The organism is Streptomyces sp. NPDC097595 (assembly GCF_044761525.1).
Lineage (GTDB): Bacteria > Actinomycetota > Actinomycetes > Streptomycetales > Streptomycetaceae > Streptomyces > Streptomyces drozdowiczii_A.
On sequence record NZ_JBIWCN010000005.1, the window covers coordinates 289485 to 311152 of the forward strand.

Annotated in this window: 23 protein-coding genes and 1 riboswitch; of the genes, 4 read left to right on the forward strand and 19 right to left on the reverse strand. The window is 75.0% G+C overall.

The features are described 5' to 3' along the window. The first annotated feature begins 24 nt into the window (after positions 1–24). From dhaL to ACIQZN_RS10750, 3 genes are read left to right on the forward strand one after another with little or no spacing between them, the layout of a single operon-like run. The gene (gene dhaL, locus ACIQZN_RS10740; RefSeq protein WP_403990453.1) at positions 25–639 is read left to right on the forward strand and encodes a dihydroxyacetone kinase subunit DhaL; all 615 of its coding nucleotides are present in this window, start codon (positions 25–27) and stop codon (positions 637–639) included. Then, positions 636–1040: a PTS-dependent dihydroxyacetone kinase phosphotransferase subunit DhaM gene (locus ACIQZN_RS10745; protein WP_403990456.1), complete on the forward strand. Its 405-nt coding sequence runs from the start codon at positions 636–638 to the stop codon at positions 1038–1040. Before dhaL ends, ACIQZN_RS10745 begins: the two co-directional genes overlap by 4 nt. A gap of 28 nt (positions 1041–1068) precedes the next feature. Next, the gene (locus ACIQZN_RS10750) at positions 1069–1560 is read left to right on the forward strand and encodes an NUDIX domain-containing protein (protein ID WP_403990458.1); all 492 of its coding nucleotides are present in this window, start codon (positions 1069–1071) and stop codon (positions 1558–1560) included. Positions 1561–1587: 27 nt separating this feature from the next. Here ACIQZN_RS10750 and ACIQZN_RS10755 read toward each other — a convergent pair whose 3' ends face one another. From ACIQZN_RS10755 to ACIQZN_RS10790, 8 genes are all read right to left on the reverse strand, one after another. Next, positions 1588–2628 (reverse strand): NAD(P)-dependent alcohol dehydrogenase, encoded by a 1041-nt coding sequence (locus tag ACIQZN_RS10755; RefSeq protein ID WP_403990461.1) that lies wholly within the window; start codon positions 2626–2628, stop codon positions 1588–1590. A gap of 72 nt (positions 2629–2700) precedes the next feature. After that, positions 2701–3471 (reverse strand): SDR family NAD(P)-dependent oxidoreductase, encoded by a 771-nt coding sequence (locus ACIQZN_RS10760; protein ID WP_403990464.1) that lies wholly within the window; start codon positions 3469–3471, stop codon positions 2701–2703. Further along, entirely contained in the window at positions 3468–4136 is a 669-nt protein-coding gene (locus ACIQZN_RS10765; RefSeq protein ID WP_403990467.1) for a TetR family transcriptional regulator, read from the reverse strand. The genes ACIQZN_RS10760 and ACIQZN_RS10765 overlap by 4 nt, the downstream gene beginning before the upstream one ends. 79 nt (positions 4137–4215) lie before the next feature. Then, entirely contained in the window at positions 4216–5427 is a 1212-nt protein-coding gene (locus ACIQZN_RS10770; protein WP_403990471.1) for a PP2C family protein-serine/threonine phosphatase, read from the reverse strand. Between the two features lie 145 nt (positions 5428–5572). Next, the gene (locus ACIQZN_RS10775; protein WP_403990474.1) at positions 5573–6289 is read right to left on the reverse strand and encodes a GNAT family N-acetyltransferase; all 717 of its coding nucleotides are present in this window, start codon (positions 6287–6289) and stop codon (positions 5573–5575) included. Next, on the reverse strand, positions 6286–7203 hold the full coding sequence (locus ACIQZN_RS10780) for an NADP-dependent oxidoreductase (RefSeq protein ID WP_403990477.1): 918 nt from the start codon (positions 7201–7203) through the stop codon (positions 6286–6288). The genes ACIQZN_RS10775 and ACIQZN_RS10780 overlap by 4 nt, the downstream gene beginning before the upstream one ends. Positions 7204–7443: 240 nt before the next feature. Further along, positions 7444–8349 (reverse strand): NAD(P)-dependent oxidoreductase, encoded by a 906-nt coding sequence (locus ACIQZN_RS10785; protein WP_403990480.1) that lies wholly within the window; start codon positions 8347–8349, stop codon positions 7444–7446. Between the two features lie 50 nt (positions 8350–8399). Continuing rightward, the gene (locus ACIQZN_RS10790) at positions 8400–8990 is read right to left on the reverse strand and encodes an adenosylcobinamide amidohydrolase (RefSeq protein WP_403990483.1); all 591 of its coding nucleotides are present in this window, start codon (positions 8988–8990) and stop codon (positions 8400–8402) included. A gap of 373 nt (positions 8991–9363) precedes the next feature. Here ACIQZN_RS10790 and ACIQZN_RS10795 point away from each other — a divergent pair, with 373 nt between their 5' ends. Further along, positions 9364–10380, forward strand: a complete 1017-nt coding sequence (locus tag ACIQZN_RS10795; RefSeq protein WP_403990486.1) for a PRC and DUF2382 domain-containing protein — start codon at positions 9364–9366, stop codon at positions 10378–10380. Positions 10381–10466: 86 nt separating this feature from the next. Here the strand turns inward: ACIQZN_RS10795 and ACIQZN_RS10800 are convergent, their stop codons facing one another. The 11 genes from ACIQZN_RS10800 to ACIQZN_RS10850 form a co-directional block, all read right to left on the reverse strand. Further along, positions 10467–11246, reverse strand: coding sequence for an ABC transporter ATP-binding protein (locus ACIQZN_RS10800; RefSeq protein ID WP_403990488.1), 780 nt, complete (start codon positions 11244–11246; stop codon positions 10467–10469). Further along, a complete protein-coding gene (locus ACIQZN_RS10805) occupies positions 11243–12259 on the reverse strand; it encodes a FecCD family ABC transporter permease (RefSeq protein WP_403990869.1) in 1017 nt (338 codons plus the stop codon). The genes ACIQZN_RS10800 and ACIQZN_RS10805 overlap by 4 nt, the downstream gene beginning before the upstream one ends. Before the next feature lie 74 nt (positions 12260–12333). Continuing rightward, the gene (locus tag ACIQZN_RS10810) at positions 12334–13371 is read right to left on the reverse strand and encodes an ABC transporter substrate-binding protein (protein ID WP_403990491.1); all 1038 of its coding nucleotides are present in this window, start codon (positions 13369–13371) and stop codon (positions 12334–12336) included. A gap of 61 nt (positions 13372–13432) precedes the next feature. Beyond that, a riboswitch (cobalamin riboswitch) is annotated at positions 13433–13620 on the reverse strand. A 37-nt stretch (positions 13621–13657) separates the two neighbouring features. Next, positions 13658–14881, reverse strand: coding sequence for a beta-ketoacyl-[acyl-carrier-protein] synthase family protein (locus tag ACIQZN_RS10815; protein WP_403990494.1), 1224 nt, complete (start codon positions 14879–14881; stop codon positions 13658–13660). Continuing rightward, the gene (locus tag ACIQZN_RS10820) at positions 14878–15117 is read right to left on the reverse strand and encodes an acyl carrier protein (protein ID WP_403990496.1); all 240 of its coding nucleotides are present in this window, start codon (positions 15115–15117) and stop codon (positions 14878–14880) included. Before ACIQZN_RS10820 ends, ACIQZN_RS10815 begins: the two co-directional genes overlap by 4 nt. Positions 15118–15359: 242 nt before the next feature. Continuing rightward, on the reverse strand, positions 15360–17204 hold the full coding sequence (locus ACIQZN_RS10825) for an acyl-CoA dehydrogenase (RefSeq protein WP_403990499.1): 1845 nt from the start codon (positions 17202–17204) through the stop codon (positions 15360–15362). A 51-nt stretch (positions 17205–17255) separates the two neighbouring features. Beyond that, complete coding sequence (locus tag ACIQZN_RS10830) at positions 17256–18503, reverse strand: beta-ketoacyl-[acyl-carrier-protein] synthase family protein (protein WP_403990502.1); 1248 nt, start codon at positions 18501–18503, stop codon at positions 17256–17258. A gap of 81 nt (positions 18504–18584) precedes the next feature. After that, positions 18585–19517, reverse strand: a complete 933-nt coding sequence (locus ACIQZN_RS10835) for a carbohydrate kinase (protein ID WP_403990505.1) — start codon at positions 19515–19517, stop codon at positions 18585–18587. A 79-nt stretch (positions 19518–19596) separates the two neighbouring features. Then, positions 19597–20481 carry an ABC transporter substrate-binding protein gene (locus ACIQZN_RS10840; protein ID WP_403990508.1) on the reverse strand — a complete coding sequence of 295 codons (885 nt, stop codon included), beginning with the start codon at positions 20479–20481 and terminating at the stop codon, positions 19597–19599. A gap of 98 nt (positions 20482–20579) precedes the next feature. Beyond that, complete coding sequence (locus ACIQZN_RS10845) at positions 20580–21206, reverse strand: GNAT family N-acetyltransferase (RefSeq protein WP_403990511.1); 627 nt, start codon at positions 21204–21206, stop codon at positions 20580–20582. 43 nt (positions 21207–21249) lie between these two features. Beyond that, positions 21250–21576: a cupin gene (locus tag ACIQZN_RS10850; protein WP_164641183.1), complete on the reverse strand. Its 327-nt coding sequence runs from the start codon at positions 21574–21576 to the stop codon at positions 21250–21252. Between the last annotated feature and the right edge of the window lie 92 nt (positions 21577–21668).

The window sequence follows — 21668 nt, forward strand, 5'->3', positions numbered from 1 at the left end:
CACGTGACGGACCGAGGAGTGCATGTGCTCGACGCCGATTTCTTCCATCGCTGGATGACCGCGGCCGCCGTCCTGGTCGACCGCGAGGCGGCTCACTTGACGGAGCTGGACTCCGCGATCGGGGACGCCGATCACGGCAGCAATCTCCAGCGCGGGTTCGCCGCGGTCTCGGCGGCGCTGGCGAAGGAGCCGCCGCAGACCCCGGGGGCCGTGCTGGCGCTGGCCGGACGGCAGCTGATCTCGACGGTCGGCGGCGCCTCGGGCCCGCTGTACGGGACGCTGCTGCGGCGTACGGGCAAGGCACTGGGCGACGCGGCGGCCGTGTCCCCCGCCGATCTGGCGCGGGCGCTCGGCGAGGGCGTCGCGGCGGTGTCCCAGCTGGGCGGGGCGCAGGCCGGTGACAAGACGATGCTCGACGCGCTGCTGCCGGCCGTGGCGGCGCTGGGGAGCTCGTTCGCGGCGGGCCGGGACGCGGCGGCCTCGGGCGCCGAGGCGACCGTGCCGCTACGGGCGCGCAAGGGCCGGGCGAGCTATCTGGGCGAGCGGAGCATCGGGCACCAGGACCCGGGGGCGACATCGGCGGCGCTGCTGATCGCCGCGCTGGCGGACACGGCGGAGACGGACGGGGGCGCGGCGTGAGCGCGCAGGTGGGCATCGTGCTGGTCTCGCACAGCGGGGCGGTGGCCGAGTCGGTTGCGGAGCTGGCCCGGGGGCTGGCGGCGGGCGGGGCGACGGCTCCGGTGGCCGCGGCGGGCGGCACCGGGGCGGGCGGGCTCGGGACGAGCGCGGAGCTGATCGCGGAGGCCGCCCGGGCGGTGGACGGCGGGGCGGGGGTCGCCGTCCTGGTCGATCTGGGGAGCGCGGTCCTCACGGTCAAGGCGATGCTTGCGGAGGACGGCGAACTCCCGCCCGGGACACGGCTGGTGGACGCCCCGTTCGTGGAGGGCGCGGTGGCCGCGGTGGTCACGGCGTCGGCGGGCGGCGACCTCGACGCGGTGGAGGCGGCGGCCTCGGAGGCGTACGACTACCGCAAGGCGTGACCACCGGGTACCGCGCACACTTGGCGGTATGACGGCCGAGAAGACCACCCGCCGCAGCGCGGGCCTCCTGCTGTTCCGCACCGGTGCCGGGCGCGGCCTCGAAGTGTTCATCGGCCACATGGGCGGACCGTTCTGGACGGGGCGCGAGGAGGCCGCCTGGTCGGTGCCCAAGGGCGAGTACGGCCCCGATGAGGAGCCGAGTGCGGCGGCGCGCCGGGAGTTCGAGGAGGAGTTCGGGCATCCGGCGCCGGACGGGGCGTGGGTGGAGCTGGGCGAGGCGCGCCAGGCCAGTGGGAAGACGGTGACCGTGTGGGCGCTGGAGGGTGATGCCGATCCGGCGACGGCGGTGCCCGGCACGTTCGCGATGGAGTGGCCCCGGAAGTCGGGGACGCTGCGGGAGTTCCCGGAGATGGACCGGTTCGCCTGGTGCACGCCGGAGGAGGCGGCGGTGCGGCTGGTGAAGGGGCAACGGGTCTTCGTGGACCGGCTGCGGGAGCATCTGGCGGAGGGCGGGGCCTGAGGCCGGCCCCGCCCCGTCCGCCACGGCTCAGCTCTGCGGGAGGATGACCGCCCGGCCGTTGATCTTGCCGGCGTGCAGGCGCTCGTAGGCGAGCGGTGCCTCGTCCAGCGGGTACGTCTCGACGTGGACGTCCACCGCACCGGCGTGGGCGAGGTCGAGCACCTCGGCCAGTTCGGAGCGCGATCCCCAGTACGGGGCGGTGACCGTCGTGTTGAACGGAAGGGCGCCGAAGCCCACGGGCAGCGCTCCCCCGCCGATGCCGACGATGGTCACGTCGGAGTCGATGGCGGCCGCCGCGCCGGCGGTGGCGACGGTCGGCGGGGCGCCGACGAAGTCCAGGACGACCTGGGCGCCGATGCCGCCCGTCAGCTCACGGATGCGGGCGGCCGCGTGCTCGTCGGACAGGACGGTCTCGTGCGCCCCGACGGTGCGGGCGAGGGCGAGCTTGTCCTCGGTGACGTCGAGGGCGATGACCCGGGCGGAGGTCAGGGCGCGCAGCAGCTGGATCGCGACGTGGCCGAGGCCGCCGGTGCCGATGACGACGACGGTGGCCCCGGGCACCAGCTTCGGCAGGGAGCGCTTGATGGCGTGGTACGGGGTGAGGCCGGCGTCGGTGAGCGGCACGGTCCTCACGGGGTCGAGGTCGCCGATGGGCACCAGGTGGCGCGGGTCGTCCACGATCATGTACTCGGCCATGGCGCCGGGCGAGCCGAGGCCGGGCGGGTTGATGCCGAGCTCGGCGGCGCGCAGGCAGTAGTTCTCCTTGCCCTCGGCGCACTTCACGCAGGTGCCGCAGCCCCAGGGGCCGTAGACGGCGACGGACTGGCCGGTCTCCAGGCCGGTGACGCCGTCGCCGAGCGCGGCGATCGTGCCGACGCCCTCGTGGCCGAGGGTGAGCGGCAGCGGGTACGGGAACTGGTCCGCGGTCCAGCTCATCACGGCGATGTCGGAGTGGCAGACGCCCGCCGCCGTGACCTTCAGCAGCACCTGCCCGGGGCCCGGCTCCGGGTCGGGCACGGTGACGACCTCGGGTGCGGCGCCGATCTCGCGGTACTGAACTGCCTTCATGGGGTCCTCCTCGACCTCTGTGGCTTGTGTGTTGACCCCCGAAACCCCCGTTGTCCCCGTCCGCTCCCCCGCTCAGGAGGCGGAGTAGCCGCCGTCCACCAGGTGGTAGCTGCCGTGGATGAAGGAGGCGCGGTCGGAGAGCAGGAACGCGGCGAGCTCCGCGACCTCCTCGGACGTGCCCAGGCGGCCCGCCGGGTGCAGCGAGATCAGGTGGTCGCGGGCCGGCCCCTCCGTGTTCCGCAGCAGCGGAGTGTCGATGAAGCCGGGGCCCACCGCGTTGATCCGGACGTTCTGGGCTGCGTACTCAAGGGCGGCGGTCTTGGTGAGGCCGACGACGCCGTGCTTGGCGGCGACGTAGGCCGGCGAGCCGGCGAAGCCGTTGGTGCCCAGGATCGAGGACATGTTGACGATCGCGCCGCCGCCCGCGGCGACGATGGCGGGCAGTTCGTAGCGCATCGAGTAGAAGACGCCGCTGAGGTTGGTCGCGACGACCCGGTCCCAGTCCTCGACGGCGTACGCACCGGTCGGGCTGCTGGGGCCGCCGATGCCCGCGTTGTTCACGGCGAGGTGCAGGGCGCCGAAGGCGTCGACGGCGAACCGCACGCCCGCCTCGACGGACGCGGGGTCGGTGACGTCCATGGCCACGGCGGCGGCCCGGCCGCCGGCGCTCTCCAGCGCGGCCGCGGCCTCGCGGGCGCTCGCCTCGTTGTAGTCGGCGACGACGACCGAGGCGCCCGCGCCGGCGAGCCGGTGGGCGAGGGCCAGGCCGATGCCGGAGGCCCCTCCGGTGACGAGGGCGGTGCGGCCGGCGAACTCCTGGTCGGCGGGGGTGGTGGTGCTCATGATGTGCCGTTTCCTTCCGTGGTGCTGGTGGTGCTGTGCGGCGCGGGGCCGGTGAAGAGTTCGCCGGCCAGGGCGTCGAAGGCCCTTTCCACGAGCCGGGGCAGCTCGTCGGGGCGGTTTCCGCGGACCCAGGCGGCCTGGGCGGCGAGGAGGGCGCCTGCTCCGGCGGCGACCGTGACGGCGGGCCGCAGGTCGCTGAGGGGGTCGGTGCCGAGCCGGTCCGCGACGATGGCGACCGAGTCCGCCTGGGCGTCCACCCGGATGTGGTGGAAGGCCGCGTAGAGGGTCGGTTCGCGCTCGGCGAGGACCAGCAGCTCGTAGATGCGCGGGCGGCGGTGCCAGGCCGGGACCCCGGGGTCCGCGAGCCAGTCCTGGACGGCCCGGCGGTACGCGGTGAGCGGGGGCTCCTCGGCCGGGCGGGCGCGCAGGGCGTCGTTGATGCGGTCGCCGTCGCCCCGGACCGAGTCCAGGACGGCGTCCTCCTTGCTCGCGAAGTACCGGCTGAAGGTGCGGCGGTCCAGGTCGGCGCGTTCCGCGATCTCCTCGACCGTGACCTCCCTGAGCCCCCGGTCGAGCACGAGCTCGAACGCGGCCCCGGCCAGCGCGTCCCGGGTCCGGCGGGCCTTGCGGCCCCGCCTGTCCGGAATCTTCTGTTCCGCTTGCATGTCTTTCACCGTACACCCGAAAATGTCCCGGCGCGACAGAAGTCTCGCCGGGACATGCAATGCCTGGTGTGTGTGCCGGTTACCGCCCGCTGAGCGCCTCGGTGGACCGCATCGCCTCGTACACCGTCGGCTCGGCCGGGACGGAGGCCGACTCGGCGACCCGGCTCAGGGCCAGTACGGCGATGTCGTCGCGCCGTACGCCGCCGGAGAACTCCTCCAGGTCGTTTCCGAGCGCGTCGAGCAGCTCCCGGGGGCCCTGGCGTGCCCAGCGGCTCAGCCGGGCGTCGAGCGGATAGAAGCGTCCCTCGGCGTCGCGGGCCTCGGTCACCCCGTCGGTGAACATCAGGAGCGTCGCGCCGGACGGGAAGTCGAGCCGCTCCGCGGTGCGGCTCTCGCTGCTGAGTTCCGCCATGCCCAACGGTACGGAGGTCCGGCGCAGCGGCACGGTGACGGCGACCCCGTCGTGCACGAGGCGGGGCGGCAGGTGGCCGCAGTTGACGGCCTGCGCCCGGCCGTCGCCGTCGAATCCGAGGACGAGCGCGGTCACGAAGCGTTCCGTTTCACCGGTCTGGGCGGCGAAGGCGTTCTGCCGGGCGACGGCGTCCTCCAGCCGGTCCACGACACCGATGAGGGAGGGTTCGCGGATGGCCGCCTCGCGGAACGCGCCGAGGACGGCGAAGCCCACACCGATGGCGGGGAGCCCCTTGCCCTGGACATCGCCGATGATCACGCGGGTGCCGTAGGGCGACTGCACGACCTCGTAGATGTCCCCGCCGACCAGGTGGTCCTCCTCGATCGGCGTGTACGAGCCGTGGGCGGTGATCTGGTCGGTGGGAATGGGCAGCGGGCGCAGGATCTGGCGCTGGAGGGCGACGGCGGCGGAGCGGAGTCGGGCGACCTCGATGGCGTGCCGGATGCGCAGGACGCAGGCCCCGATACCGAGGAGACACGCCAGGACGGTGAAGACCACACTGCTCGCGATGTCCCAGTTGCTCCCCCCGGCCACCAGGCGCGAGGCGACGGCCACCGCCATGACGAAGGCGGCGACACCGGTGGTCTGGGCGATCGTGCCGAAGACCGAGACGAAGGCCGGTACCACCACCAGGAGGGGCACCAGCCGCAGATCCTGGCCCGTCAGTACGTCCAGGCAGACGATCGCGGCGGTCAGTAGGGCCAGCGCGCCGAACAGCACCCCGTTCCCGACCCGGGGGGCGCGCACGGCGGCCTCTCCGAGGTCGGTGCCGGGAAGCGTCACGCGGGGCGCGGGCCGGCTCAGGAGTCCGAACGTCAAGGCCCTCTCCTTCCGGGATCGACCGGCCGGATGCCGGCGCCTGCCTCCATTCGACCCGGTCAGGGGGGTGGCGCACACGAGGCTTACGGCCCCGGGGGCCCTGCCGAAGGTCCCGGAAAGCGCGGAGACACCGCCCCGCGCCCTCTCAGCGCGCCGCCACGGGCACCCCGGCCGGCACGAGGGCGGCCAGGAATTCGATCCGCCGCCGGAGCTCGAAGCCCAGCGACTCGTAGAGCCGGACGGCTCCGGTGTTGGCGGCGGCCGCGTGCAGGAACGGGGTCTCGCCGCGCTGCCGGATCTCGTGGGCGACGGCGCGCACGAGTCCGCCGCCGAGCCCCTGGCCGCGTACCGACTCGTCGGTGCAGACGGCGCTGATCTCGCTCCAGCCCGGCGGGCGCATGCGCTCACCGGCCATGGCGACGAGCACCCCGTCCCGGCGCACCCCGAGGTAGGTGCCGAGCTCCACGGTCCGGGGCTCGAAGGGTCCCGGCCGGGTGCGGGCGACCAGGTCGAGCATCTCGGGTACATCGGCGGGGCCCAGCCGGACCGCTTCGGGAAGGGGCTCCGCGGCCACGCCCGCGTCGACCAGCTGGACACCGCCGGCATGGAAGGTGATCTCCCAGTCGGCGGGCGGGGGCTCCCGGAACGCGGTGATCGTGACGGCTCCGCCCGGCCCGGTCAGCGCCGCCACGTCGGCCCAGTCGGCGGGCCCGGGGTCCGGCGGGAGGGCGACCCAGGGGGCGACCGCGGACGGGTAGCGCAGCACACGGCCCCGGCGCTCGGCGAAGTGGGCGTGCGGTCCGCGCAGCGCGCTGCCGACCGGGTCGTCCAGCGGGTGGCCCGGGTCCGGGTGCGTGGTCACGCGGTCACCTCGATCACGGTCTTGCCCAGGGCGTGGCCGTCCTCCACCGCGCGCAGCGCGTCGGCCGCCCGGTCGAGGGGCACCGTCCGGGTCACGTGGGTGCGCAGGACCCCTTCGACGGTGAGCCGCGCCACCTCGTCGAGGACGGCGGCGGTACGGGCCCGCCGGACGGGTTCCCCGCCGAGCTCGGTCACCAGGGGCTTGCCGCCGGCGCTGATGAGCGCGGCCGGGTCGGTCAGGGAGGCCGCCTCGCGCAGGGTGTCGCCGCCGACCAGGTCGAAGACGGCGTCCACGCCCTCGGGGGCGGCCGCCCGCACCCGGTCGGCGAGGCCTGGGCCGGACGGAATGTGCTCGGCGCCCAGGGACTCCACGAAGTCCTTCTTGGCCGCGCTCGCGACGCCGAGGACCCGGAGGCCCGCGTGGCGGGCGAGCTGGACGGCAGCGCTGCCCACGCCGCCGCCGGCCCCGGTGACCAGGAGCGTGGCGCCGGGGGCGAGGTCCAGCTGGTGCAGCCCGTCGTAGGCGGTGGCGGCGGCGACGGGCAGGACCGCCGCGTCGGTGAAGGACAGGGCGGCCGGCTTGTGGGCGGTGACCGCGACGGGCATCAGCGTGTACTCGGCGTACCCGCCGGTCAGCGGATTGCCGAACACCGCGTCGCCGGGCGCGAAGCCCTCCGCTCCGGGGCCGGTCTCCACGACGGTGCCGGCGGCCTCGCTACCGAAGACGGCCGGGAACGGCAGCGGCTCGCTGCCGGGCCGCGTGTAGCCGGTGCGCAGCTTCCAGTCGACCGGGTTGACGCCCGCCGCGCGGACGGCGACGAGCAGTTCGCCGGGGCCGGGTTTCGGCCGTTCCAGATCGGCGAAGCCCTCCACCTCCGGCCCGCCGTTGCGGGTGAACACGTACGCCTTCGACATGAACTCCTTCTCCCCTGTTCCGTGCGGCTGCGCCCGCCTGACGGGCGCCCCAGCTGCGGCAAGGACGGGTGGCGCCCGGGTATTCCCGTACCGTCGATTTCGACTCAATCACGGCCCGGCACGCGCCGGCCGGCCCCTGCGGCGGGCCGTCCTGTGGCACGCTGAGGGCGGCCGTCCCACCGGGCTCCCCCGTACCGGTGGGGCGGTCTCGCGTCGTTACGGGCCCGCGCCCCGTTCCGGTCAGTCGCCGTCCCGCTCGGGGGCCCGGCCCGCGAAGTAGGTGGCGATCATGTCCTCCTCGCCGTGTCCGGCGGCCTCCGCGCGCTCGAAGCGGGCGGCCGACGCGGCGGCGAGGTCCAGCCGGACACCGGCCTGGGCGGCCGCGTCGAGGATGAGGCGGGTGTCCTTGAGGGCGGTGGACAGGGCGAAGCTCGGCGTGAGGTCGCCGTCCAGCACGGCGGCGGACTTGGCCTGGAGGTAACCGGAGTCGAGCGGCCCGCCCTTCACGAGGCCCAGGAACGTACGCGGGTCGACACCCAGCCCTTCGGCGAGGTTCAGGCACTCCGCCACGCCGCCGACCATGTTGACGACCCAGGCGTTGACCACGAGCTTCAGCCGGGACGCCGCTCCCGGCTCCTCTCCGGCCCAGACCGTGCGCTGCCCGATCGCGTCCAGCACCGGTTCGACCACCGGGCGGGCGGCCTCCGGGCCGGAGAGCAGGACGGTCAGCGCGCCCTGTTCGGCGGGCTGCCGGGTGCCGACGACCGGGGCGTCGAGGTGGATCAGCCCGAGGTCGGCGGCGCGCTGGGCCAGCTCGACGGCCCCGTCCGGGCCGACCGTGGAGGTCTGGAGCAGCACCTGGCCCCGGTCCAGCCCGTCGGACGCGGCGGTGAGCGCGGCGGCGACGGCGGTGGTGTCGGTGAGCGCGGTGAGCACGACATGGGCGCCGCGCACGGCCTCGGCCGCCGTCTCGGTGACGGTCGCGCCGTCGGCGGCGAGCGGGGCGGCCTTGGCCTGGGTGCGGTTCCAGGCCCGGACCTCCAGACCGGCGCGGAGCAGGCTGCGGGCCATGGCCGCGCCCATGATCCCGGCGCCGAGAACGGCGACGACCGGGCGCTGGGGTGCGGCGGGGACTGCTGAAGTCATGGGGTTCCCTTCGTCGGCCGCGCTCCGGAGGGCGCGGCGGCTTCGGCTTCTCAGGGTTGCCGCAGCGCGCCTTCCAGCACGGCGGCGTGTACGGCTCTGGCGAGTCGCGCGCCCCAGCGGGAGCGCGGACCGGCGAACGGTTCGGCGGCGCCGGTCTCCGGCCCCGGTTCGGGCGCGGCGAGGCAGACGGCGTCCGTGGGGGTGCCGGAGCAGTCGAGTCCGGCGTCCAGGAGCGCCTGCACCTTGGCCTCCGTGGCGGTGGCCACGGCGTTGACCAGGGCGGCGTCGGACAGCGGCACCGGGAACGTCACCACGATGTTGACGGTGCCGGGGCGCGGCGGTCCGCCGGTGCCCTCGGCCGGTGCGGCGGCCCAGCCGCGTACGCCCAGACCGCAGGTGGCGGTGGCGTGCACGTCCTCGTCGTCGGCGGTGGTGTACGCGGTGACGTCGGCGGCGGTCATGAGGCCGGCGCCGGGGCCGGTGAGATGTGCGGCGGCGGCGATCTCGGCGAGGTGGCGGTCCGGGTCCATGCGGGGGTACCCGCCGGGCACCTGCGCGTTGAGGATCCACGCGCGTGGACCGATGCCGCCGCCCAGGACCGCGCTGCTGCACACCCGCCAGCCGGGGCCGAGGCGCCACACGAGGTGGTGCAGCTCCGCGCCGTCCTCGCGCCGGGCGAGCAGCTCGCCGCGTTGTGCGGGGAGCCGGATGCGTACGGAACGGATGGGGCACCCCCGGGTGGCGCGGCGGGACGCCGGTCGGCGTGGACCCCTTGATCATATGGGGCGGGACCGGGGCGTCCGGGGCCGGTCCGTTCACCCGGATGGCGTAACGGGCGCGGAAGCCGCGCAACCGCGTCAGGCGGGGGCTGCGCCGGTCGGAGGCGGACACGGCGCGCCGCCCCCGGTGGCCGGGCGGTTGCAGCGTCCATCCGGGTGAGGCGCGATGGAATCCGGACGCGCCTTCTCTGCTGGACCCACCCACAGGACGCGCCCGGGCGAGGAGGATTCGGATATGGGAGCCGCTGACGGTTTCACGGATTCCGGAGAGCTCGACGGCCTGACGGTGTACGACACCGAGGGCGAGAAGATCGGCAACGTGGGCCGCGTGTATGTCGACGACAACACCGGCCGCCCGGACTGGATCACGGTGAAGACCGGCCTGTTCGGCATGAAGGAGAGTTTCGTGCCTCTCGCCGGAGCCCGTCGAGTGGGCTCCGACCTGCACATCTCCCACGGCAAGGACCAGGTCAAGGACGCCCCCCGGGTGGACGCGGACGCGCATCTGTCCGTGTCCGAGGAGGAGGAGCTGTACCGGCACTACGGCCTGACCAGGAACACCCGGGGCAACCTGGGCGACAAGTCCGGGACCACCACCACGGGCACCGGCACCATGGGCGCGGCCGGGACCGGCGCGGCGGCCGGGGCCGGAGCGGGGGCCGGGGCCATGGGCGCGGCCGGCACCTCCGGCACGGACCGCACGCAGTCGGCCGGCACCGGCAGGCACCGGGACACCGAGGCGGCGGGCACGGGCGCGGGACGTCCGCTGGCCGGAGCCGGCGCGGGCACCCGGTCCGGGGCCGACCTGGGCGGCAAGGAGGAGATGATCCGCTCCGAGGAGCAGCTGCACATCGGCACCGAGGAGTACGAGAGCGGCAGGGCCCGCCTGCACAAGTACGTCGTCACCGAGAACGTCACGCGCAGCGTCCCGGTCTCGCACGAGGAGGTACGGGTGGTCCGTGAGCCGCTGCAGCCGGGCGACAAGACGACGCGCGCGGGCGACCTGACGGAGCAGGACGTGGAGGTGACCCTGCACGCGGAGCGCGCCACGATGCGCAAGGAGACCGTCCCGGTCGAGCGCGTCCGGATGGAAACCCAGAGGGTGACGGAGCAGAAGGAGGTCTCCGCCGAGCTGCGCAAGGAGCAGATCGACTACGCGGACGGCACCACCAAGGGCGGAAAGGACATGGGCGGCAAGGACATGGGTGGCAAGGACACCGGCGGCGACATGGGCCGAGGACGCCACCGCTGACCCCCCGCCGGCATGACTGCCGCACCGCACCACAAGCGAAGGGCGGACCCGCCCGACGGGTCCGCCCTCTCGTGTGCCCCGGGCCGTCAGGGCAGGAAGCGCACCGAGGGCCGCCCCTGCGGGCCGTCCGGGGTGACGACGGACCGCACCCGGTAGACGTCCTCGATCAGCTCCTCGGTGACGACCTGCGCGGGGGTCCCGCCCGCAACCGCCCGCCCGCCGCTCAGCACCACGATCCGGTCGCAGAACATGGCGGCCAGATTGAGGTCGTGCAGGGCGACGACGGCGGTCAGCGGGAGCGAGGCGACCAGGGCGAGCAGTTCCAGCTGGTGCTGGATGTCCAGATGGTTGGTCGGTTCGTCCAGGAGGAGTTCGCGCGGTCGCTGGGCGAGCGCGCGGGCGATCTGGACGCGCTGGCGCTCCCCGCCGGACAGCGTGTGCCAGGACTGGTCGCGCCGGCCGGTGAGCCCGGTACGCTCCAGCGCCTCGTCCACCGCCGCCGCGTCCGCCTCCGTCGGTGCCGACCAGGCGCGCCGGTGCGGGATGCGGCCCAGGCGTACGACGTCCAGGACGCTCAGCTCGTCCTGGGTGGCGGCGTGCTGGTCGACCACCGCGACCCGCTGGGCCACCGCGCGGCGGCCGACGCCGGGCAGCGGTTCGCCGTCCAGCGTGACGACGCCCGTGTGCGGGGCGAGGACCCCGGCGAGGATGCGCAGCAGCGTGGACTTGCCGGAGCCGTTGGGGCCGATGAGGCCCACGGTGGTGCCGGGCTCCGGGGCGAGGGTCACGCCGTCCAGGAGGAGGCGGCCGCCGGCTTCCCGGGCGACCCGTTCGGCCCGCAGGCCCTCGGCCGTCGTCCCGGTCATGCGGGCCGCCTGGTGCGGTAGAGGACGGCGACGAAGGCGGGCACGCCGATGAGGGCGGTGACGACGCCCACCGGGACCTCCTGGGGGTCGAGGACGGTCCGGGCGAGCGTGTCGACCCAGACGAGGAAGACGGCCCCGGCGAGCGCGGTGACCGGCAGCAGCCTGCGGTGGCCCGAGCCGGTGAGGGCGCGGGCGGCGTGCGGCAGGACCAGCCCGACGAAGCCGATGGCCCCGGCCGAGCTGACGAGCGCGGCGGTGAGCAGCGCGGTCGTGCAGAGCAGCACGGTCCGCACGCGGGCGACGTTCACCCCGAGGGCGGCGGCCGCGTCCTGCCCGAAGGCGAAGGCGTCGAGCGTACGGGCGTGGCCCAGGCAGATCAGCAGGCTGACGGCGAGGACGGCGGAGCAGACCCACACATCGGTCCAGCCGACCCCGCCGAGCGAGCCGAGCAGCCAGAACAGCACGCCCCGGGTCTGCTCGGCGTCGGCGGCCGTCATGACGACGAACGAGGTCAGCGCCGAGAACAACTGCATGGCGGCGACGCCGGAGAGCACGACCCGGTCGGTGGAGCCGCCCAGGGTGTGGCTGAGCAGCATCACCAGCGCGAAGGAGCAGAGCGCTCCGATGAACGCCCCGGCCGGCAGCGTCACCGCTCCCCCGCCGACGCCGAGCACGACGACCAGGACCGCGCCGGTGGACGCGCCGGAGGAGACGCCGAGGACGAAGGGGTCGGCCAGCGGGTTGCGCAACAGGGACTGCATGACGGTCCCGCAGACCGCGAGTCCCGCCCCGCAGACGGCGGCGAGCAGCGTACGCGGCATGCGCAGGTTCCAGATGATGCCGTCGCGGATCGGGCTGAGCCGGACCTCGCCGATGCCGAGGTGGGCGGCGACGGCGGACCAGACGTCCATGACGGAGATCCGGGCCGGTCCGATGGTGACGGCGACCGCGACGGACAGGGCGAGCAGCACGAGGCCGCCGGTCCACAGGAGGCCGCCGCGCAGTCCGCGCAGCCGGAGGCGTGCGGCATCCGGGGTCTTTGCGGGAGGCGCCTCGTCGGGTGGGGCGGTGAGCCGGTCGGTGGCCGTCACCCCGCGAGCCCGAAGTCGCGCAGCCCGGCGGCCACCAGCTCCACGCCCTCGACCGTGCGGATGGTCGGGTTCATGGCCTGGCCGCTGAGCAGGACGTAGCGCTTGTGGCGTACGGCGTCCATCTTCTTCGTGACCGGGTTGGACTCCAGGAAGGCGATCTTCCCGGCGGCGCTCTCGGCGGTCTGGGACTTGCGGGTGAGGTCGCCGATGACGAGGACGTCCGGGTTGCGGTCGGCGACGGTCTCCCAGTTGATCTGGGGCCATTCGTCGTGCGTGTCGTCGAAGGCGTTCTTCAGGCCCAGCTCCCGGGTCATGATGCCGGGCGCCCCGCAGCAGCCCGCCAGATAGGGGGACTCGGAGTTGGCGAACCAGTACATGACGGAGGTGCCGGACGCGTCGATGCCGTCGGCGGCCTTCCGGATACGGTCCTGGAGCCGCGCGACCAGCTTCTCGCCGCGCTCCGGCACGCCGAACACCCGGGCCAGCTCGCGCACTTCGGTGTAGACGCTGTCCATGGTGAGGGCGCCGGTGCGGACGCCGTCGCCGTCCTTGGTGTTGTCCTTGGCGGTGCAGTCGGCGGGCGCGACATAGGTGGGGACGCCCAGCTTCTCGAACTGCTCGCGCGGGGCGACGCCGCCCTTGGCGAGGGTCGACTCGAAGTCGGCGGCGACGAAGTCGGGCTCCTGGTCGAGGACCTTCTCGGAGGAGGGCCGGTTGTCGGCGATCCTCTTCACGCCCGCGTTGGCCTTCTCCAGGCCCTTCATCACCGGGTCCGTCCAGGTGGCGGTGGCGGCGATCCGGTCCTGGAGACCGAGCGAGAGCAGGATCTCCGTCGTGCCCTGGTCGACGGAGACCGCGCGCCGGGGTGCGGCGTTCACGGTGACGGTGCGCCCGCAGTTCTTGAGCGTGACCGGATAGCCGTCCGCCTTGCCCGCTGCGTCGGCCTTCTCGGACGGGGACCCCCCGCAGGCCGTCAGCAGCAGGAGTGCCGTGGTGAGCAGGGCGGCGGAACGGACGGGGCCTATGAACGGCACGGGGTATACCTCGGCGTCTCTGGGCCCATGCGCGGGGCCCGCTGTACGGTCCGCCGCCCGGTCCCGGACGGCGGTCGCCAGCAGGTCTTCGGACTCGGGTTCGTCCGGGCGGGACGCCTTCCCGGGAGACGCCGGGTCTCCCAGTGGCCGTGGCCCCGCCCGTCCCCCTCACCGCTGCGCGTCAGTTCCGGATTCGCACCGGATTCCCTGACCCCTACGTGGAGTTCGACTGGCTCCGGGGAAGCTATCACGGGCGTCCGCGCAGCTCAGAGCCGCCCCCAGGGGCTCATGGACGTTGCAGGGCCACCACCGCGTTGTGCCCGCCGAAGCCGAAGGAGTGGCTGACGGCCCGGCGGACGGGCCGTACCAGCGGCACCTTGGTGACGCAGTCGATGTCGAACCCGGGCGCGGGTGCGTCCAGGTTGGCGACCGGCGGGATCACCCCGCGCTGGAGGGTGAGGATCGTCAGCCCCGCCTCGATCGCCCCGGCCGCGCCCATGCAGTGCCCGAGCACGCCCTTGGGGGCGGTGACGGGCGGGCGGTGCGGGTACACCCGGCTGATCAGCGCGGCCTCGGCGGCGTCGTTGCGCAGGGTCGCGGTGCCGTGCGCGTTGACGTGCTCCACCTCGTCGGCCCGCCAGCCCGCGTCGCGCAGGGCGGCCTCGACGGCGGCCCGGGCGATCCGCCCGTCGGGGTGCGGGCTGGTGGGGTGGTGGGCGTCCGTGGTGGCGCCGGTGCCGGCGAGCAGGGCCCGGGGTTCGGCGCCCCTGGCCTCCGCGTCGGCGGCGCGTTCCAGCACCATGACGGCGGCGCCCTCACCCATGACGAGTCCGGCGCGGTCGGCGGCGAAGGGCCGGCTGAGCCGGGACAGGTCGCCGTCCGCGAGGGCGGCGGCCCCGGACCGGGCGAAGCCGGTCATGGCGATCGGGAAGAGCGTCGACTCGGTCGCCCCCGCGATGGCCACGTCGCACTGCCCGGAGGCCAGCAGGTCGCGGGCGACGGACAGCGCGGTGACGCCGGACGAGCAGGCCGTGCAGGGGGCCATGCTGGGGCCGGTGGCCCGCATCTCGATCGCGATCTCGGCGGCGGGCATGTTGGGGATGGTCAGCAGGACCCCGGCGGGCGAGGTCGCCTCCGGGCCCTTCCGCTCCAGGACCAGCGCCTGGTCGGTGAGGTGCGCGGAGCCCCCGCTGCTGGTGCCGACGACGACCGCGACGCGGCTGCCGTCCCAGCCGGCCGGGTCGAGCCCGGCGTCGGCGACGGCCTCCCGGGCGGCCAGGACGGCGAACTTGACGTACCGGCCCATCCGGAAGGCGGTACGACGGCCGATCTCGGCGTCCAGGTCGATGCCGTCGACCACGCAGGCGAAGCCGATCGCGCACCCGGCGAGCGCGGGAACGGTGCGCGCCGGGCTCACGGCGGCGCACACCCCCTGCCAGGTGGACTCGGTGTCGTTGCCGACCGGGGTGATCATGCCGAGCCCGGTGACGGCGATGGCCGGTGTCCTCATCGGACGCCGGCCGACGCGTGGAGGTGGGCCGTGAGCTCGGCGAGAGTGGTCCCCCGGGTCAGGGCGCCGGTGTCCAGCTCGACCCCGGTGGTCTCCCGGAGGACGACGGCGAACTCGGCGGCCGCGAGGGAGTCCATGTCCAGGCTGTCCATCGTGGAGTCCGGAAGGATCTCGGCCACGGGCACCTTGAAGGTACGGCTGAGTACATCGGTGATGCGGGGGTGGATCGTGCTCATGGTCTCCCTTTCCTCATGCCCATCCGGCGGGGTGCCCGGCGCCGGCGCGCACGGCCCCGACGCCGGAACAACTGAGCAGCGTCGCTCCGGTTACGCCTTGCGGCGAACCGATTCGCCAACGCCCGTCCGGGACGCCCCGGACCATCGCGCGAACACGGCGACGGTCGTCCAGTAGGCGAGGAGGACGGCCCCCGCCCCGAGCCCCCGCACGGCCCGTGCCGCACGGCGTGTCCGAGTGCCCCTCATCGGCCCGCCTCCATGTGCCAGTGGGCCTCCGGATCGTCGTACGCCTCGGCGTAACCGGCGCCGGTGATCGGCCAGTCGGCGAGCAACTCGTCGGGGAAGGCGAAGGAGTCGGCGAGCCCCGGGAGGTGGGGGGCCACCGCCTCGATGAGCCGTTCCGTGTGGTCCGTCAGCGCCTCCGCCTGACTGGTGCTCAGATGGCCGGCCGCGAGCAGGTCACCGCTGTCGCGCGCGACCCGGCCCAGGGCGAACAGCCGGGCCAGCTCGCCGAGCCGGTCCCGGTCCGCCCCGGCGGGCAGCGCCTCGACGGCCTCCGCGTACGCCTCGGCCGCCTGCCGGCAGGCGTGCGCCTCGACCCCGCGCAGCGCCGGGCCCGCCGCCGCGTTCCAGCGGCCCAGCGGGTCGCCGTGCGCCATCCCGGCCGCCCGGGCCCCGGCGCGCGCGAACCACAGCTCCTCGGCGCACCCCAGGAGCCGGACCAGGAACCGGAGGTCGGTGAGGTCGCCGTGGGCCGGGGCGGCGGGCTCGTACGCGGGGCGGTCGGCGAGCAGGGCGGCGGCGGCCCTGGCGTGGACGGCGAGGTTGTCGCCCTCGGCGGTGATGGCGCCCTCGACGCCGGTGACGAGCGCGGCCATCCCGTTGTTCTCCAGGAGGCCCTGGGCGCCGCAGCGTTCCCGGGACTCCACGATCACCGCCCTGGCCTGCCAGGTGATCCAGCCCTTGGCGATGTCCACAAGGCGCTCGGCCGCCTCCCGCCCGGCCTCGGGCCCCGCCTGGGCCGCCTCCCAGCGGTCCAGGACGCGGCGGTGCAGCAGGCTCATGGCGAAGACCGTGGCCATGGCTTCGGCGAGCGGCCCGTGGTGGGTGCGGTACGCGAGCACCGGCAGCCGCGCCCCGCGTCCGGCGGAGACCTGGCGGTGGCCGCCGTACCGCACCGCGACGGCCAGCGTGGCTCGCGCGGAGCCGACGGCGCTGGCGCTCATGGAGATCCTGCCGGTGACGACCCGGGCGATGGAGGCGAGGAAGCGGCGCCTGCGGCCCTCGATGGCGCTGCGGAACTCCCCGTCGTCGTCGATCCGCCCCTGCGGGCCCGTCAGCAGCGCCTCGCGTCCCACGAAGACGTGGTCGAACGAGGTGAGGCTGTGGTCGACGGGGCTGCCCATGCGGGCGGGCAGCCTGCGCACCCGTACGCCCGGCAGCGGCCCGGTGGCGTCGGTGAGCGGCACAAGCAGCAGGAACACCCCCCGGTCGGCCCCGCCGGCCAGCAGCCGCGCGGCGACGAGCCCCGTCTTGGGGCCGCCGGGCTGCCCGGTGTTGGGCATGAACTTCTGCGCCCCGCAGTGCGGGGTGTGCAGCACGAATCCGTCGCGTACGGGGTCGTAGGAGGCGGTCGTCTCGACGGCCGCCGCGTCGTTGCCGTGCGCCACCTCCGTACACAGGAAGGTTCCGGTACGCCGCAGCGCCAGGAAGTCCGACAGGTCGCGGGGGCTGTCGGCGATGTGGTCCAGGAGGCTGCCGAGGAAGAGGTTGTAGTGGATGCCCGCGATGGTGGCGAGCGCCGGGTCGACCGGGGCGAGCCACTCGTGCAGGGCCGCCAGCGCCCGGAAGTCGGAGGCCGGGCGGGCGGCGCTGTCCAGGGAGTCGTTGAGGGTGCGCAGTCGTGCGTACGCGCGGGCGAGCCGTTCGTCCGGGGTGCCGCCGGCGGCAGGGCCGGGCGGCAGCCGGAACGGTTCGGTGGCGACGAGCCGCCGCCAGAAGCCGTGCTCGCGGCGGGCATCGGCGCCGAGGAGTACGGAGGTGAGCGGGCGCGCGAGGGGATCGGCGCCGGTGAGCGTGGTGGTCATACAAGGCTGAACGACCGGCGTACGGTCAGGACACCGCGCTCGTGCAGATGTTCACCGGCCGGAGGGGCGAACCCGTTCGAAGCAGAGGGCGACGTTGTGCCCGCCGAAGCCGAAGGAGTGGCTGACGGCCCGCTCGACGCGCAGGCGGCGCGGCTCCTTGGTGACGCAGTCGATGTCCCAGTCGGCGGGCGGCGCGTCCAGGTTGGCGACCGGCGGGACGACCCCGTGTTCGAGGGTGAGCACGGTGGCGGCGGCCTCGATCGCGCCGGCGGCGGCCAGCGTGTGCCCGAGGACGCCCTTCGGGGCGGTGACCGGGGGCCGGTGCGGGAAGAGCCCGGCGATCAGCTCGGCCTCCATCGCGTCGTTCAGCGGGGTCGAGGTGCCGTGCGCGTTGACGTGGCCGACGTCATGGGCGGCCCAGCCCGCCGCGTCCAGGGCGGCCTCGACGGCGCGCCGTGCGCCGTGGCCGCCGGGGTCGGGCGCGGTCGGGTGGTGGGCGTCCGTGGCGGCCCCGGTCCCGGCGAGCACGGCCCGCACCCGGGCGCCCCGGGCCGCCGCGTGCGCGCCGCGTTCCAGGACGAGCACGCCGGCGCCCTCGCCGAGGACGAAGCCGTCGCGGTCGGGCGCGAAGGGGCGGGATGCGGCGGCCGGGTCGCCGGTGCGGGTGGACAGCGCGCCCAGCTGGGCGAAGGCCGCGGCGACCAGGGGCGTCAGGACGGATTCCGCGCCGCCCGCGACGACGAGGTCGCAGCGGCCGGTGGCCAGGAGGTCGTGCGCGGTGGCGAGGGCGGTGGCGCCCGAGGCGCAGGCGGTGGCCGGGGCCAGGCTGGGGCCGTGGGCGCCCAGGTCGATGGCGATCTCGCCGGCCGCCGCGTTGGGCATCATCATCGGCGCGAGGAGCGGCGAGACGGCCTGCGCGCCGCCGCCGTCGAACCGGCGGACGTTGTCCACGAGGGCGGAGACCCCGCCGACGCCGACGCCGAGCACGACGCCCACCCGGCCGGCGGCCCAGCGGTCCGGGCGCAGCCCGGCGTCGGCGACGGCCCGGCGCGCGGCGACCAGGGCCATCTTCGCGAACCGCGCCATCCGCCAGCCGGCGCGGCCCCCGATGGCCTCGTCCAGATCGGTCCGGTCGGCCCGGCAGGCGAAGTCGGCGGGCAGTCCGGCCAGTTCCTCGCAGGGCCGGGCCGTGGAGCGGCCCGCGCACAGCCCGGCCCAGAAGGAGCGCTCGTCGTCGCCCGCGGGGGTGATCAGCCCCAGCCCCGTCACCACGGTCGCCGTCCCCGTGTCCCGCACCATGCCCCGGCCCTCCCCTGCGTCGTCGGTCCTTCGCAAGGGGAACGCGTCGGAGGCCGTCGAGGGTGCGGTCCCGACCGGATGTCAGCCCAGCCCCAGCGCCTCGCGCAGCTCCGTCTCGTCCGGCGGGTTCGCGCCGGCCCGGGCGACCGTCACCGCCGCCGAGGCCGCCGCGTGGCGCAGTACGTCGCTCACCGTGCCCCGCTCCGGGGAGCGCAGCCGCTTCCGGCCGGACGCGCCGAGCAGGCCGTGGGCGGCGAGCGCGTGCAGGGTGCCGGACATGAAGGCGTCCCCCGCGCCCACCGTGTCCACGACCTCGGCGGGGAGCGCGCCGATGTCCACCTGGCCGCCGGGCAGGACCGCCGTGGCGCCGTCCCCGCCCCGGGTGACGAGGACGAGGGCGGGGCCGGAGCCGAGCCAGCGACGGGCGGCCTCGGCCGGGTCCTGGCCGGGATACAGCCAGTCCAGGTCCTCGTCGCTGGCCTTGACGACGTCGCTGAGGCCCACGCACCGCTCGACCCGGCGCACGGCGGTGGCGTGGTCGCCCATCAGCGCGGGCCGCACATTGGGGTCGTAGCTGACGGTGGCGGCCGTCCGCAGCGACTCGACGGCGGCGAGCACCGTGGCCGCCCCGGGTTCGGTCACCGCCGCGATCGACCCGGTGTGGACGTGCCGGGGCCGCCGGTCGAGGGCGACCTGCCCGAGCGTCCAGGCGATGTCGAACGCGTACGCGGCGCGGCCCTCGCCGTCCAGGGTGACGACGGCCGACGGCGTGGGGCCGGGGGCTCCGTCCGTCAGCACCTCGACGCCCGCCCCGGTGAGGTGTGCGCGGATCAGCCGACCGTTGTCGTCCCGCCCCAGCTGGGTCAGCAGCTCCGCGTCGTGCCCGAGCCTGGCCAGGCCGTACGCCAGGTTGGCCGGGCTGCCCCCTGGGTGCACCCGGTCGGGGGCGTCCGGGACGCGGACGATGTCGGCGACGCATTCACCGATGACCAGGAAGTCGGGGCGGTCGGGCATGAGGGCGGGGTCTCCCGGGGTGCGACGGAGGGCTGACGGAACATCCGGCCCACCGTACGACCCCGGCCGATCCGGGGCCTCAGGCCGTGTCCGGAGCGTCCAGCGCGTCGGCGACCAGCTCCAGGAACCGGGCGTGCGCGTGGGCGCTGCACACCGGTTCCGGATTCCACGGGACCACCCGGGCCGTCGCGGCGACGGCCGCCCACTCGGCGTTGTCGCGCAGCTCGGCGAGCGGGATCGCGTTGACCCGGATGTCGGCGAGGACGACATCGGGGCGCAGGGCGGCGGCCTCGGTCCAGCCGGCCGTGGACCAGTTGGCCCCGGGGCCCTCGGCGGGTTCGATCAGGCCGACGCCGAGGTCGGCGAGGACCCGGAGCTCGGGCCACATGCGGGGGCGGGCCAGGTAGGCCTGGTCCTGGTCCGCCGGGGACAGGGCGAGGACCCTCGCCCGGTCCGGGCCCGCGGTGAGGGCGCGCAGGCGGTCCCGGGCGGCGTCCAGTTCCCGGGTCGCCGACGCCGGTTCCTCGGCGCCGAGCGAGCGGGCCAGCTCGGCGAACCGGTCGCCGATCTCGGCGAGGGTGCGCGCCTGGCCGACGTCGATGACGACGACCGGGACGTGGCCCTCCAGGTGCTTGGCGGTCTCCGGGTCCAGGCCGTAGACCTGGCCGCCGCCGTAGCTGACGGCGACGACGAGGTCCGGTGCGCAGCGCAGTAAGGCGTCCACGTCCAGGGTGGTCCCGGCACCGGCGTACGCGATCTGGTCCAGGGGGAGCGACCCGGTCTTCGCGGGGTCGGGTGCGGCCGGGTCGTCGTGGCCGGAGCCGAAGAGCCCGGCGGGGCGTATCCCGTGGTCCCACAGGGTCGCACCGGCCTGGATGTACGCGAGCACCCGTTGCGGGCGCTCGCCGGTTGCCGACAACTGCCCCCGGTCGTCGGTGAATTGCCACAGGGTCCGCTCGTTCACGTCACACGCCTCCCAGCCGGAATCCGCCGCCCGGCGGCGGCGGTCGACCAGTACCTTCCCAGCAATCGCGGGCCGCACCCTCCGGAGCGGCGACGGGCCTACGAATCCACCTTCGTGCCGCGTACGAGGTAGCTGACGGGGCCGGGGTCGGGGACGTGTATCTCGGTGAAGCCGAGGCGGTCGTAGAAGGCCCTGGCCGGCGTGTTGGAGGTGAGCATGGACAGATGGACGCCCTCGACCCCCTTGGCGTTCAGGGCCGCGAGGAAGGTGTGCATCAGCCCCTTCCCGTACCCCTTGCGCTGCCAGTCGGGCAGCAGGTCGATGTGCAGGTGGGCGGGGTGGCCGGCGAGTTCGGGCAGGACCATGCGCTCCGGGTTGTGCAGGAGAGCGGTCATCTCGTCGGCGGGGGTCAGCGGCGGGCCCTCGGGCAGCGGGTAGCGGTCCGCGACCCCGGGCAGCCAGCTCTCGCGGTACTCCTTCACGAAGCGGGGCGTGTCGGCGGTGCCGAGGATGTAGCCGACCGCGCGGCCCGTGCCGTCGTCGAGGACGAAGGCGAGGTCAGGTTCCAGCTCGGCGTAGGGCGTGGCGAAGATGGACGGCACCAGGTCGTGGTCCGGGTAGATGTCCCGGGCGTCGCCGCCGCCCGCGGCGGTGCGGATGCAGATGTCGGAGAGGGCGGCGCTGTCTTCGGGGCGGTAGGGCCGGAGGCCGGGAAGCGAGGTCACCGGCCCATCCTGCCTACTCTGAGAGCGCTCTCACAAGGGGGTGTCAGGGGTTGACGGCGGTGAGGAGTACGACCGCGTCCTCCAGGGCGAGCAGCCCGTGCCGCTCCTGCGGGATCGGGTGGAGCCGTCCGGGTGTCAGCTCGACGTCGCCGGAGGCGGCGGTGAGCCGGACGGAGCCGCGCAGGACCTGGAGCGAGGCGGCGGGCGGGGCGTTGTGCTCGTCGAGCGCGGAGCCCGAGGTGAGCGCGATGACGGTCTGCCGCAGCGGGTCCTGGTGGAGCAGGAGGTGGGCGCTGCGGCCGTGCGGCGCCTCGCGGGCGGCGGCCAGGTGCTCGGCGGCGAGGGCATTCAGATCGTGAGGAGCGTCCATAAGCCCACTGTGCCGCAGCCCCGGCCCGCCCGCGAACCTGCCGCACGGGCCTGGACGCGCTCCCACGCGTCCCGGCCCGTGCGGCGGGTGCG

Excerpts from the sequence above, each read along its gene's own strand:
- ACIQZN_RS10765 (WP_403990467.1), bottom strand. The coding sequence starts at position 4,136 with ATGCAAGCGGAACAGAAGATTCCGGACAGGCGGGGCCGCAAGGCCCGC.
- ACIQZN_RS10780 (WP_403990477.1), bottom strand. The coding sequence starts at position 7,203 with ATGTCGAAGGCGTACGTGTTCACCCGCAACGGCGGGCCGGAGGTGGAG.
- ACIQZN_RS10795 (WP_403990486.1), top strand. The coding sequence starts at position 9,364 with ATGGGAGCCGCTGACGGTTTCACGGATTCCGGAGAGCTCGACGGCCTG.
- ACIQZN_RS10785 (WP_403990480.1), bottom strand. The coding sequence starts at position 8,349 with ATGACTTCAGCAGTCCCCGCCGCACCCCAGCGCCCGGTCGTCGCCGTT.
- ACIQZN_RS10835 (WP_403990505.1), bottom strand. The coding sequence starts at position 19,517 with ATGCCCGACCGCCCCGACTTCCTGGTCATCGGTGAATGCGTCGCCGAC.
- ACIQZN_RS10750 (WP_403990458.1), top strand. The coding sequence starts at position 1,069 with ATGACGGCCGAGAAGACCACCCGCCGCAGCGCGGGCCTCCTGCTGTTC.
- ACIQZN_RS10825 (WP_403990499.1), bottom strand. The coding sequence starts at position 17,204 with ATGACCACCACGCTCACCGGCGCCGATCCCCTCGCGCGCCCGCTCACC.
- ACIQZN_RS10760 (WP_403990464.1), bottom strand. The coding sequence starts at position 3,471 with ATGAGCACCACCACCCCCGCCGACCAGGAGTTCGCCGGCCGCACCGCC.
- ACIQZN_RS10820 (WP_403990496.1), bottom strand. The coding sequence starts at position 15,117 with ATGAGCACGATCCACCCCCGCATCACCGATGTACTCAGCCGTACCTTC.
- ACIQZN_RS10830 (WP_403990502.1), bottom strand. The coding sequence starts at position 18,503 with ATGGTGCGGGACACGGGGACGGCGACCGTGGTGACGGGGCTGGGGCTG.
- ACIQZN_RS10850 (WP_164641183.1), bottom strand. The coding sequence starts at position 21,576 with ATGGACGCTCCTCACGATCTGAATGCCCTCGCCGCCGAGCACCTGGCC.
- ACIQZN_RS10815 (WP_403990494.1), bottom strand. The coding sequence starts at position 14,881 with ATGAGGACACCGGCCATCGCCGTCACCGGGCTCGGCATGATCACCCCG.
- ACIQZN_RS10755 (WP_403990461.1), bottom strand. The coding sequence starts at position 2,628 with ATGAAGGCAGTTCAGTACCGCGAGATCGGCGCCGCACCCGAGGTCGTC.
- ACIQZN_RS10800 (WP_403990488.1), bottom strand. The coding sequence starts at position 11,246 with ATGACCGGGACGACGGCCGAGGGCCTGCGGGCCGAACGGGTCGCCCGG.